This is a genomic window from Blastococcus sp. SYSU D00922, from assembly GCF_054050495.1.
Genome location: NZ_JBJGZL010000005.1, coordinates 202,004 through 214,338, shown reverse-complemented (window position 1 = coordinate 214,338; position 12,335 = coordinate 202,004). Strand labels below are relative to the sequence as shown.

Below are 12,335 nucleotides of genomic sequence, written 5' to 3'. Positions count from 1 at the left end.
CGGGGAGGCCGCGCCGTCAGCCGCGGACGGCGGCCAGCACGCGGGCACCGGCCTCGGCGACCGGCACCTCCTCGCGCTCACCGGTCTTACGGTCGCGGATCTCGATGACGCCCTCGGCGAGGCCGCGGCCGACCGTGACGATCGTCGGCATCCCGAGCAGTTCGGCGTCCTTGAACTTGACGCCGGGTGAGACCTTGGGCCGGTCGTCGTACAGCACGGTGAGACCGGCGCCGACCAGCTCGGCGGCCAGCGCCTCCGCCGCTTCGAACACCGCGGCGTCCTTGCCCGTGGCGACGAGGTGGACGTCGGCGGGCGCGACCTCGCGGGGCCAGACCAGGCCGAGCTCGTCGTGGGTGGACTCGGCGATCGCCGCGACGGCCCGGGAGACACCGATGCCGTACGAGCCCATGGTGACCGTGACGAGCTTGCCGTTCTCGTCGAGGACCTTGAGGTCGAGCGCCTCCGCGTACTTGCGGCCCAGCTGGAAGATGTGGCCCATCTCCACGCCGCGGGCGAGCTCCAGGGGGCCGGAGCCGTCGGGAGCGGGGTCGCCGGCCAGCACCTCGGCGGCCTCGATGACGCCGTCCCAGGTGAAGTCGCGGCCCGCGACGAGGTCGAAGACGTGCTTGCCGTGCTCGTTGGCCCCGGTGATCCAGCGGGTGCCGGGGACGACGCGGGGGTCGACCAGGTAGCGGATCTTCGACTCGCTCTCGGCGCCGAGCACCTGCGGGCCGATGTAGCCCTTCACCAGGGCGGGGTTGCCCTCGAAGTCGGTGAACGCCTCGACCTCGGCGGGCGCGACCTGCGCCTCCAGCCGCTTGGCGTCGACCTCGCGGTCACCGGGCAGGCCGATGACCAGGGGCTCGCGGGTGCCGTCGGGGTGCACCAGCGTGACGACGACGTTCTTCAGCGTCGAGGCCGCGGTGTAGCCGGCGCCGGGGAACATCTCCTGCGCGACGGCGACCAGCGTCTCGATGGTCGGGGTGTCGGGGGTGTCCTCGACGTGCGCCTCGGGCAGCCCGTCGAGCGGGACGGGCTCGGGGACGACCGTGGACACGGCCTCCACGTTGGCCGCGTAGCCGCCGGGCGAGCGGACGAAGGTGTCCTCGCCGATCGGCGTGGGGTGCAGGAACTCCTCGCTCTTCGAGCCGCCCATGGCCCCCGACATCGCCGACACGATCACGTAGTCCAGGCCGAGCCGGTCGAAGATCTTGATGTAGGCGGCGCGGTGCGCGGCGTAGGAACGGTCCAGGCCGGCGTCGTCGACGTCGAAGGAGTAGCTGTCCTTCATCGTGAACTCGCGGCCGCGGAACAGGCCCGCGCGGGGACGCGCCTCGTCCCGGTACTTCGTCTGGATCTGGTAGAGCGAGACCGGCAGGTCCTTGTAGGAGCCGTAGAGGTCCTTCACCAGGAGCGTGAACATCTCCTCGTGCGTGGGCCCGAGCAGGAAGTCGTTGCCGCGGCGGTCCTTGAGCCGGAAGAGGTTGGGGCCGTACTCGGTCCACCGGTTGGTCGCCTCGTAGGGCTCGCGGGGCAGGAGCGCCGGGAAGTGCACCTCCTGCGCGCCCATCGCGTCCATCTCCTCGCGGACGATGCGCTCGACGTTGCGGAAGACGCGGAAGCCCAGCGGCAGCCAGGTGAAGCCGCCGGGCGCGGCACGGCGGATGTAGCCACCGCGCGCGAGCAGGCGGTGGCTGGGGACCTCGGCGTCGGCCGGGTCGTCACGCAGGGTCCGCAGGAACAGGGTCGACATCCGCAACAGCACGGGAGAAGTCTCCCAGGCGCGCGGAAACCCTTATCCGCAGCCCCGCGGGCGCGGCGGGTGTCGGGTTGTCGTCGTCATCAGCGGCCGATGGCGACAGCAACCCGACACTCGACTCAGGCCGGCTCCGGCACCCCGCCCGGGTCGCCGCCCGGGTCCTCCGGCGTCGGCTCGATGGGCGGCGGCGGCAACGTGTCCGGGGTGTCCGGCAGGAGCTCACCGGGATCGTCGGGCACCGGCTCGTTCGGGTCGATCAACGGGTCCGGTTCCGGGAGTGGCGCGACCATGCCCCCAGCCAACCAGTGATCAGCCGACGACGCGGCCGCGCAGCAGCGTCAGTCCCGGTCGGGCCAGCGCGTCGAGGTCGGCCCGGGGGTCGGCGTCGAACACCACCAGGTCGGCCGGGGCCCCCTCCTCGATGCACGGCAGGCCCAGCCAGGAGCGGGCCGACCACGACGCGGCGGCCAGCGCCGCCTCCGCAGGCAGCCCGGCGTCGTGCAGCGCCCGGACCTCGTCGGCGATGCGGCCGTGCTCGATGCCGCCACCGGCGTCGGTGCCGGCGAACACCGGCACACCCGCCTCGAACGCCGCCCGGACGACGGCGCCCGAGTTCGCGTGCAGCCGCCGCATCGTGCTGGCGTAGGTCGGGAACTTCTTCTCCCCCGCCGCCGCGAAGCCTGGGAAGTTCTCCACGTTGACCAGGGTGGGGACGACGGCGGTGCCGCGAGCGGCCATCTCGCCGATGAGCTCCTCCGTGAGCCCGGTCCCGTGCTCGATGCAGTCGATGCCCGCGCCGATCAGGTCGGGCAGCGCATCGGTGCCGAAGGTGTGCGCCGTGACGCGGGCGCCGGCCTCGTGGGCGGCGGCGATCGCGGCCTCCAGCACGTCGCGGGGCCACTCGGGTGCCAGGTCGCCGACGCCGCGGTCGATCCAGTCGCCGACCAGCTTCACCCAGCCGTCCCCGCGTCCGGCCTGCACGCGCACCTCGGCAGGCAGGTCGTCGGGCTCCAGCTCGATGCCGAGCTCGGGGATGTAGCGGCGGGTGCGGGCGATGTGCCGGCCGGCCCGGATGATCCGCGGCAGGTCCGGCTCGTCGTCCAGGGCGCGGGTGTCGACCGGCGAGCCGCAGTCGCGGAGCGCGAGCACGCCGGCCGCCCGCTCGGCCAGCGCCTGCTCGCGGAGCCCGTCCAGGTCGGTGACGTGCGCGCCACCCATCCCGATGCCCACGTGGCAGTGGGCGTCGACCAGACCCGGCAGCAGCCAGCCCCCGGTGCTGATCGTCTCGGCGCCGGGCACGCGCTCGAGGGTGAACCGCCCCTCGCGCACCCAGACGTCGCGGTGCTCCCCCTCGGGGAGCACCACCCCGGCCAGGTGGAAGGAGGGCGTCACTGACCGGGCCGGCCGTCCTTGAACTGGTCGAAGTTCAGCTTCGTCAGGTCGGGCAGGCCCTGGCCCATCCCCGGCGGCAGCTGCGGCATCCCGCCGGGCAGGCCGCCACCCGGGAAACCGGCGCCGGGGGGCAGGCCGGGGGCGCCGACGGGCCGGCGGGCCGGACCGCCCTTGCCCTTCCCCTTGCCCTTCTTGCCCTTCTTCGACTGCGCCTGCATCTGGCGGCCGCGCTGCTTCTTCGACATGGGGCCCATGCCCGGCAGGCCCATGCTGCCGGCCATCTGGCTCATCATCTTCTGGGCCTGGGCGAAGCGCTCCAGCAGCTGGTTCACGTCGGTGACGCTGACGCCCGAACCGTTGGCGATGCGCACGCGGCGCGAGGCGTTGATGATCTTGGAGTTGACCCGCTCCTCCGGCGTCATCGAGCGGATGATCGCCGCCGTCCGGTCGAGGTCGCGGTCGTCGATGTTCTTGATCTGCTCCTTCATCGCGCCGGCCCCGGGCAGCATGCCCAGGAGGTTGGCGATGGGGCCCATCTTGCGGATGGCCATCATCTGCTCGAGGAAGTCCTCGAGCGTGAAGCCTTCGCGGGAGGCGAGCTTGCCGGCCATCCGCTCGGCCTGCTCGGCGTCGAAGGTCTTCTCGGCCTGCTCGATGAGGGTGAGCACGTCACCCATCCCGAGGATGCGCGAGGCCATCCGCTCGGGGTGGAAGACGTCGAAGTCGGTGAGCTTCTCGCCGGTGGAGGCGAACATGATCGGCTGACCGGTCACGTACCGCACCGACAGGGCGGCACCACCGCGGGCGTCGCCGTCGAGCTTGGTGAGGACGACGCCGGTGAAGCCCACGCCGTCGCGGAAGGCCTCCGCCGTCGTCACGGCGTCCTGACCGATCATCGCGTCGACGACGAACAGCGTCTCGTCCGGCTGGACGACGTCGCGGATGCCGGCGGCCTGCCGCATCAGCTCCTCGTCGATGCCGAGGCGGCCGGCGGTGTCGACGACCACGACGTCGTGCATGGTGCGCCGGGCGTGCTCGATGGAGTCGGCGGCCACGCGGATGGGGTCGCCGACGCCGTTGCCCGGTTCGGGGGCGAACACGTCGACGCCGGCCTGGCCGGCCACGATCGACAGCTGGTTGACCGCGTTCGGGCGCTGGAGGTCGGCGGCGACCAGCAGCGGGGCGTGCCCCTGCTCCTTGAGCCAGCGGCCGAGCTTGCCGGCCAGCGTCGTCTTACCGGCGCCCTGCAGGCCGGCGAGCATGATCACCGTCGGCGACTGCTTGGCCAGCCGGATGCGGCGGGTCTCGCCGCCGAGGATCGCGATGAGCTCCTCGTTGACGATCTTGATGACCTGCTGCGCCGGGTTCAGCGCCTGGGAGACGTCGGCCCCGCGGGCGCGTTCCTTGACCGCGTCGATGAAGGCCCGCACCACGGGCAGGGCGACGTCGGCCTCGAGCAGCGCGATGCGGATCTCGCGCGCGGTGGCGTCGATGTCGGCGTCGGTGAGCCGGCCCTTGCCACGCAGGCCGGTGAAGACCTTGTCCAGGCGGTCGGAGAGGGTCTCGAACACAGCACGTCCTCAGCAGAAGTCACGGGCGCGGGAGACCCGCACCACCTGACCCCAGGGTATCGACTGCGCTCAGGCGGCGATGCGGGCGCGCACGACGTCGGCCGCCTCGGCCGGCTCGCCCATGACCACGGCCGAGCCGCAGTCGGCGCAGGCCCACTCGGGGCACTCCCCGCCGTCGTCGGTGTGACCGTCGGCGCACGGCGGCTGGACGAACACCGTGATCTCCCCGCACGGGGTGCAGGGCCACAGTCGCGTGTCCACGGAGGCTCCTCTCGTCAGGGGGACCGTTCCGTCCCGGTCGCCCGACGTTCGCACGGCCTACCGACAGTTCACCGCAGGCGACTCGGCGTGTCGGCGGTGTCCAGCGGGTCCGCCGCGGCACCGAGGGTGGCCGCCACGAGGGCGTCGTCGACCCGGCGGCGCTGTTCCGGCTCGACCGGGGAACCCGACGGGTTGCACACGTAGAAGCAGTCAACCGCGTCCGCGCCGAGGGTCTCGATCAGGGCCGACGTCACGTCCAGCCCCTCCCCCGTGATCGCGGCGGTGAGCCGGTACAGCAGCCCCGCCCGGTCGGCCGCCCGCACCTCGACGATGCCGGTGGCGGCCCCGCTCACCTCGCCGTTGTGCCAGGAGATGCGCGGCGGCGCCGTCCGGCCGCCGTCCTGCCGGTAGTCGGCCTCCCGCTGCCGCAGGCGGTCGGCCAGCGGCAGCGTGCCCTCCAGGGCGGCCCGCACCGCGTCGGCCAGGATCTCCGGGACGGGTGCGCGGCCGAACCGCGGCCGGACGGCGAACACGCCCGTCCCGTAGCCGTCCTCGACGGTCATCTTGGCGGCGCGGACGTCGAGCTGGTTGAGGGCGAGCACGCCGGCGCACGTGCTGAGCAGCCCCGGCCGGTCGGGCGCGCGCACCGTCACCTGCTGCCCGTCGGCGACGTCCTGGATCCCCACCGTCACGGCGCCGGCGGCGTCCGCGGAGTCGGGCAGCGGGGCGACGACCTGGGCACCGGTCGGGTTCAGCACGGGCTCCGGGGCGATCACGGGTCCGCCACCGAGCTTGCCCTGCACGCGCGCGACCAGGCCGGCGACGAGGTGGGCCTTCCACGGCGACCACGCCGAGGCGCTGGTCGCCGCCCCGTCGGCCTGGGCCAGCGCGTGCAGCAGTTGGAGGACGGCGGCGTCGGAGCCGATGGTCGCGGCGACCCGGTCGATCGTGGCGGGGTCGTCGATGTCGCGGCGGGTCGCCGTGGCCGGCAGCAGCAGGTGGTGCCGCACCAGGGTGGCCACCGTCGCGACGTCCGCCTCGCCGAAGCCCATCCGGGCCGCGATCGCGGCCGCGATGGGCTCCCCGACCTCGCTGTGGTCCCCGGGCCACCCCTTGCCGATGTCGTGGAGCAGCGCGGCGACGAGCAGCAGGTCGGGACGGTCGACGTCGCGGGTGAGCTCGGACGCGGCCGCCGCCGCCTCGATCAGGTGCCGGTCCACGGTGAACCGGTGCCACGGGTGGCGCTGCGGCAGGGAGCGCACCCGGTCCCACTCCGGGATCAGCCGGGAGAGCAACCCCTCCTGGTCGAGCTGCTCGAGCACCGGGACCGCGGACCGCCCGCTGGCCAGCAGGCGGAGGAAGGACCAGCGGACCTCGGCCGGCCACGGCTCCGGCACCGCCGGCGTGTGCACGGCGAGCACCTTGAGCGTGTACGGCGACAGCAGGAGGTCGGCCCGCGCGGCCGCCGCGGCGGCGCGCAGCAGGAGGCCCGGGTCCGCGGCCGGCTTGGCCCCCTGCGCGAGGACCACCTCGTCGCCCTGGCGGACGACGCCCTCGGCGAGCGGCTCCCGGCGCACCCGGCGGTAGCGCCCGCGGGGACGGCGGACCAGCGCTGCCTCGACGCGCCGCCAGGTCTCGTCGACCACGAAGGCCAGCCGACGGCCCGCGAGGCTCACCTCGCGCAGCAGCGCGTCCTCGTCGGCCAGGCCGAGGGCCACCGACACCGGCCGCTGCTCCTGGCGCACGAGGACGTCGCTCGGCCGCCCGGTGCGCCGCCGCAGCTCGTCGCGGACGTCGAGCAGGAAGGCGTAGGCCTGCTCCAGCTCCTCCCCCGGCTCGTCACCCAGCTGCGCCGCGGCGACGGCGCGCAGCACCTGGCCCTCCCGCAGGCCGCCGTAGGCCTCCTTGAGGTCGGGCTCGAGGAGGAAGGCGAGCTCGCCCAGCTGGCGGGCCCGGTCGCGGCGCAGGTCGCGCAGCTGGGGCAGCAGCTTCGACGCCGCCTGGCGCCAACTGGCCAGGGTGGCGGTGCGCAGCCGGGTGGCGAGCTCGGCGTCGCCGGCGACCAGCCGGGCGTCGAGCAACCCCAGCCCCGCCTTGACGTCGGTGGAGGCGACGGACACCGCCTCGGACACCGAGCGCACCGAGTGGTCCAGGCGCAGGCCGGCGTCCCAGACCGGGTACCAGAGGGCGTCGGCGATGGCGGCGATCTCCGGCCGGCCGTCGTGGACCAGGACCAGGTCGAGGTCCCCGTGCGGAGGCAGCTCGCGCCGGCCGAGGCTGCCGACCGCGACCAGGGCCACGCCGTCGGTGCCGGTCAGCGGGGGCGGTCCCCCGCGCCGCTGCTTGGGCGGGGGCGTGCCCCCCACCGCGTCGGCGAGCAGGTCACCGAGCCACGCGTCGACGGCCTGGACGCGCTCGGGGCGGGTCATCCCGGGCAGTGCCTCCGGGTCCAGCACGTCGTCCTCCTCGCAGAACTGCGCCGTCGTGGGAAGAGCGTCGGCCGGGGCGGTGGAGATCCCACCACCCCGGCCGACGGGTGTTCAGCTGCTCAGAGCGCGTCGTCGCCGCGCTCGCCGGTGCGGACCCGGACGATCTCGTCGATCGTCGTCACCCACACCTTCCCGTCGCCGATCTGGCCGGTCGAGGCGGCCTCCACGACCGCGTCGACCACCCGCGCGGCGTCGAGCTCGCTGACGACGACCTCGATGCGGACCTTCGGGACGAAGTCCACCTGGTACTCCGCACCGCGGTAGACCTCGGTGTGGCCCCGCTGACGGCCGAAGCCCTGGACCTCGCTGACGGTCAGGCCCTGGATGCCGATCAGCTCGAGGGCGTTCTTGACGTCGTCGAGCTTGAACGGCTTGACGATGGCGGTGACGAGCTTCATGCCAGGGTCCTCTCGGTGTTCCGGGCCTCGGCACGCGCCTGGCCGGCCAGTGGGGCGGTGGAGCCGCTGCTGCCGAGCGAGGCGAAGTCGTAGCCGGACTCCGCGTGCACGACGTTGTCGATGCCGGTGACCTCGTCCTCCTCGGTGATCCGGAAGCCCATCGTTTTCTGGATGGCGATGCCGATCACCAGCGTAAGGATGAACGAGAACGCCAGGACCGCGACCGCACCGACGACCTGCCGCCACAGCTGGTCGACGCTGCCGCCGAAGAAGAGGCTCTCGACGCCGGCGGGGGCGTCGGGGTCGGCGAGGAAGCCGATGGCGATGGTGCCCCAGAGGCCACCGACGAGGTGGACGCCGACGACGTCGAGCGAGTCGTCGTAGCCCAGCTTGTACTTCAGGCCGACGGCGAGGGCGCAGAGGGCACCGGCGATCGCGCCGAGGATGATCGCGCCGACCGGCGAGACCGCGGAACAGGCCGGCGTGATGGCGACCAGACCGGCGACCACACCGGAGGCGGCACCCAGCGACGTCGAGTGACCGTCGCGGACCTTCTCCACCAGCAGCCAGCCGAGCGTGGCGGCGGCCGTGGCGGCCAGCGTGTTCACCCAGGCCACCGAGGCGGTGTTGTTGGCGGCCAGCGCGGAACCGGCGTTGAAGCCGAACCAGCCGAACCACAGGAGGCCGGCGCCGATCATGACCAGCGGCAGGTTGTGCGGCCGCATGGCCTCGCGGCCGAAGCCGCGGCGCTTGCCGAGGACGAGGGCGAGGGCCAGACCCGCCGCACCGGCGTTGATGTGCACCGCGGTGCCACCGGCGAAGTCGATCGCCGCCAGGTTGTTGGCGATCCAGCCGCCGGTGTGGGTGACCGTGCCGTCGTCGTCGGTGAGGGTGAAGTCGAAGACCCAGTGCGCGACCGGGAAATAGACGATCGTCGCCCAGATGCCGGCGAAGACCATCCACGCCCCGAACTTGGCGCGGTCGGCGATGGCGCCGGAGATCAGCGCGACCGTGATGATCGCGAAGACGGCCTGGAAGCCCACGAACGCCATGGTCGGCAGGCCGCCGGCCTCGCTGGTGGTGTCCTCCATCAGCCCCTTGAGGCCGAAGAACTCACCCGGGTCGCCGAGCAGGCCGAGGCCGACGTCGTTGCCGAAGGCGACGGAGTAGCCGTAGAGGACCCACAGCACGCTGATCAGGGCCAGCGCGCCGAAGCTCATCATCATCATGTTCAGCACGCTCTTCGCGCGGACCATGCCGCCGTAGAAGAGCGCGAGGCCTGGGGTCATCAGCAGCACGAGCGCCGCGCTGGTGAGGATCCAGGCGGTGTCGCCGGTGTTGACCACGGCAACCTCCTGAGTGGGTCGTCGGCCGGGCGGCCGTAACGAGCGGGTGACTGGTGGCGTTCACGGTGCCGTCGCCGTGTTTCCGGGGCCGTCGTCGCCTTGTTTCGGAACGGTGAACTCCGCCGCGCGTGTCACCGGTCCGCGTTGCGTCCACGTTGCGGACGCCCCTCCCGGTGGCGGAGGCCACGTCGGACCCACCGCCCGCCAGGCTTGTTGCGAACAGTTCGCAGTAGGGTCGCCGCGTGACCCCACGAAGCGCGGTGGCCCCGCTCGTGCGCCCGTCGGCCCCGTCCTCGCGGTTCAGCCCGCAGGAGCGGCGGTCGATCGCCGGGATGGCCGGCTTCGTCCTCCTGCTCCACGTCCTGGGCTGGGGCGTCCTGGTCTTCGCCGTCGCCCCGCACGACTACCAGCTGGGCAGCACCGGGGTGCTCGGCGTGGGCGTCGGGCTGACGGCCTACATGCTCGGCGTCCGGCACGCGTTCGACGCCGACCACATCGCCTCGATCGACAACACGACGCGCAAGCTCGTCGGCGAGGGGCGGTCGTCGGTGAGCACCGGCTTCTGGTTCTCCCTCGGCCACTCGTCGGTCGTGTTCGCCGCGAGCCTGCTCCTGGTGGCCGGCGTCCGCGGGGTGGCGGGCGTCGTCCAGAACGAGGACAACGAGGTGGGCCAGACGCTGGGACTGGTCGGGACCCTGGTCGCCGGCACGTTCCTGCTCGTCATCGGGCTGATGAACCTCGGGGCCGCCGTCGGGATCGTCAAGGTCTTCCGCCGGATGCGCGGTGGCACCTTCGACGAGGCCGAGCTCGAGCGGCACCTGCACAACCGCGGCTTCCTCACCCGGCTGCTCGGGCGGGTGGTCCGGCGCGTCGACAAGCCCTGGCACCTCTACCCGGTCGGCCTCCTGATGGGGCTCGGTTTCGACACCGCGACGCAGGTGGCCCTGCTCGTGCTCGCCGCGGGCTCGGCCGCCTTCGTCCTGCCCTGGTACGCCATCCTCGTGCTGCCGGTGCTGTTCGCCGCCGGGATGAGCCTGTTCGACACCGCCGACGGCGTGCTGATGACCCGGGCCTACGGATGGGCCTTCCTCAAGCCGATCCGCAAGGTGTTCTACAACCTCGCCGTCACCCTGCTGTCGGTGACGGTCGCCCTCGTCATCGGGCTGCTCGTGCTCGTCGGCCTGCTCGTCGAGCGGCTCGGCATCGACTCGGGACCGCTGGCGTGGGTGGCCTCGCTGGACCTCGGCTACGTCGGGTTCGCGATCGTCGGGCTGTTCGTGCTGGCGTGGGCCGTCGCGCTGGCGGTGTGGCGCCTGGGCCGCATCGAGGAGCGCTGGACGGCGCCGGCCGAGACCTGAGCCGGGTCCGCCCCCTCCCTCCGATGAGTCCGGCGGGCCGCGGTCGTCCTACCGGCATGACCGATACCGCCACGCGCGACGTCGTCGCCCGCCGCATCCTGGACGCACCGCCCGAGCAGGTGTGGCGGGCCTGGAGCGAGCCCGCCGAGGTCGCCCGCTGGTGGGGGCCGTCCGGATTCACGACCCCCGTCGCCGACCTCGACTTCCGGGAGGGTGGCAGCTCGCTGCTGTGCATGCGGGCGCCCGCGGAGTTCGGCGGGGGCGAGTACTGGAACACCTGGACCTACCGGTCGATCAGGCCACCCTCGCGGATCGAGTACGACCTCGCCTTCGTCCAGGCCGACCGCTCACCCGCGACGCCCCCGCCGGGCGTGCCGGCCCTGGTGCCGCACGTCGTCACCCTCGTCCCCGTCCCGGGCCGGCGCACCGAGGTGACCGTGACCGAGCACGGTTACCGCACCGACGAGGCGCGCGACCTGTCCGTCGCCGGCCTCGAGCAGTGCCTCGACAAGATGGCGGCGATGTTCCCCGCGAGCTGACCGTCAGTCGGCGCCGCCGACCAGCCCCTCCGCGAACGCACGCGGCTCGAAGGGCGCCAGGTCGTCGGGGCCCTCGCCCAGACCGATCAGCTTCACCGGGATGCCCAGCTCCTGCTGCACCCGCACGACGATGCCGCCCTTGGCGGTCCCGTCGAGCTTGGTGAGCACGATGCCGGTGACCGTGACCGCCTCGGTGAACACCCGCGCCTGGACGACGCCGTTCTGACCCGTCGTGGCGTCGAGCACCAGCAGCACCTCGGTGACCGGTGCCTGCTTCTCGACCACGCGCTTGACCTTGCCGAGCTCGTCCATGAGACCGGACTTGGTGTGCAGCCGGCCGGCGGTGTCGACGAGGACGGCGTCCACCTCGCCCTCGACGCCGGTGCGGACGGCCTCGAACGCGACCGAGGCCGGGTCCCCGCCCTCGCGGCCGCGGACGGTCAGGACGCCGACCCGCTCGCCCCACGTCTCCAGCTGGTCGGCGGCGGCAGCACGGAAGGTGTCGGCCGCGCCGAGGACGACGCTCTTGCCGTCGCCCACCAGCGCACGGGCGATCTTGCCGACCGTCGTCGTCTTGCCCGCCCCGTTGACGCCCACGACGAGGACGACGCCGGGACGCCCCTCGTGGCGGGTGGTGCCGAGCGTCCGGTCCATGTCGGGCCCGAGGACGCCGGTCAGCTCGCGCACCAGCAGCTCGCGGAGCTCCGCGGGCGAGGCGGTGGCCAGCACCATCGACTGGGTGCGCAGCCGCTCGACGATCTGGGTGGTGGCGGCGATGCCCACGTCCGCGGCCAGGAGGGTCTCCTCCACCTCCTCCCAGTCGTCCTCGGTCAGCTTCTCGCGCGCCAGGACGGTGAGCAGGCCGCGCCCCAGCGACGACTGCGAGCGGGCCAGCCGCGAGCGCAGCCGGACCAGCCGGCCGGCCGACGGGGGCGGCGTCTCGAAGACCAGGCCGGGCTCCGGCTCGGCGGGCGGCAGCTCGACCGGCGGCGCCTCCGCGGTCTCCGGGGGGAGGCCGAGCCCGGAGGCCGTCGACCCGCCGGTGCGCGGCTCCTCGACCGGCGCGGGAGGCCTCGGCCGGGTGAGCGTCGTCCCGGCCGCCGCGTCGTCGTCCAGGCGCATGGTGCGCCGTCCCCGGCCGACCAGCAGGCCGACCCCGGCGATGAGCGCGACGACGAGGATCGCGATGGCGATCAGGACGAATTCCATGCCCCAAGTCTCC

11 protein-coding genes are annotated in these 12,335 nt (G+C 73.4%); 2 read left to right on the top strand and 9 right to left on the bottom strand.

The genetic code is table 11. The features are described 5' to 3' along the window. Window positions 1–16: 16 nt before the first annotated feature. From ACI78T_RS09955 to ACI78T_RS09920, 8 genes are all read right to left on the bottom strand, one after another. Window positions 17–1,765 (bottom strand): proline--tRNA ligase, encoded by a 1,749-nt coding sequence (locus ACI78T_RS09955; protein ID WP_456557933.1) that lies wholly within the window; start codon window positions 1,763–1,765, stop codon window positions 17–19. Between the two features lie 113 nt (window positions 1,766–1,878). Further along, a complete protein-coding gene (locus ACI78T_RS09950) occupies window positions 1,879–2,049 on the bottom strand; it encodes a hypothetical protein (RefSeq protein WP_456557932.1) in 171 nt (56 codons plus the stop codon). Window positions 2,050–2,068: 19 nt separating this feature from the next. Next, on the bottom strand, window positions 2,069–3,151 hold the full coding sequence (locus ACI78T_RS09945; protein ID WP_456557931.1) for an amidohydrolase family protein: 1,083 nt from the start codon (window positions 3,149–3,151) through the stop codon (window positions 2,069–2,071). Continuing rightward, entirely contained in the window at window positions 3,148–4,722 is a 1,575-nt protein-coding gene (gene ffh / locus ACI78T_RS09940) for a signal recognition particle protein (RefSeq protein ID WP_456557930.1), read from the bottom strand. Before ffh ends, ACI78T_RS09945 begins: the two co-directional genes overlap by 4 nt. A gap of 69 nt (window positions 4,723–4,791) precedes the next feature. After that, window positions 4,792–4,983 (bottom strand): hypothetical protein, encoded by a 192-nt coding sequence (locus ACI78T_RS09935; RefSeq protein ID WP_456557929.1) that lies wholly within the window; start codon window positions 4,981–4,983, stop codon window positions 4,792–4,794. A 68-nt stretch (window positions 4,984–5,051) separates the two neighbouring features. Further along, the gene (locus tag ACI78T_RS09930) at window positions 5,052–7,439 is read right to left on the bottom strand and encodes a [protein-PII] uridylyltransferase (protein ID WP_456557928.1); all 2,388 of its coding nucleotides are present in this window, start codon (window positions 7,437–7,439) and stop codon (window positions 5,052–5,054) included. Window positions 7,440–7,531: 92 nt separating this feature from the next. Beyond that, window positions 7,532–7,870 carry a P-II family nitrogen regulator gene (locus ACI78T_RS09925; protein ID WP_116453128.1) on the bottom strand — a complete coding sequence of 113 codons (339 nt, stop codon included), beginning with the start codon at window positions 7,868–7,870 and terminating at the stop codon, window positions 7,532–7,534. Next, entirely contained in the window at window positions 7,867–9,216 is a 1,350-nt protein-coding gene (locus tag ACI78T_RS09920) for an ammonium transporter (RefSeq protein WP_456557927.1), read from the bottom strand. The genes ACI78T_RS09925 and ACI78T_RS09920 overlap by 4 nt, the downstream gene beginning before the upstream one ends. Window positions 9,217–9,458: 242 nt before the next feature. Between ACI78T_RS09920 and nicT the strand changes: the two genes are divergently transcribed. Together nicT and ACI78T_RS09910 are read left to right on the top strand one after the other, a co-directional pair. Next, a complete protein-coding gene (gene nicT, locus ACI78T_RS09915) occupies window positions 9,459–10,574 on the top strand; it encodes a Nickel transporter NicT (protein ID WP_456557926.1) in 1,116 nt (371 codons plus the stop codon). A 56-nt stretch (window positions 10,575–10,630) separates the two neighbouring features. Further along, window positions 10,631–11,113: an SRPBCC family protein gene (locus ACI78T_RS09910; RefSeq protein WP_456557925.1), complete on the top strand. Its 483-nt coding sequence runs from the start codon at window positions 10,631–10,633 to the stop codon at window positions 11,111–11,113. Between the two features lie 3 nt (window positions 11,114–11,116). On the opposite strand, the gene ftsY is transcribed toward ACI78T_RS09910, so the two are convergent. After that, window positions 11,117–12,322, bottom strand: a complete 1,206-nt coding sequence (gene ftsY / locus ACI78T_RS09905; RefSeq protein ID WP_456557924.1) for a signal recognition particle-docking protein FtsY — start codon at window positions 12,320–12,322, stop codon at window positions 11,117–11,119. Between the last annotated feature and the right edge of the window lie 13 nt (window positions 12,323–12,335).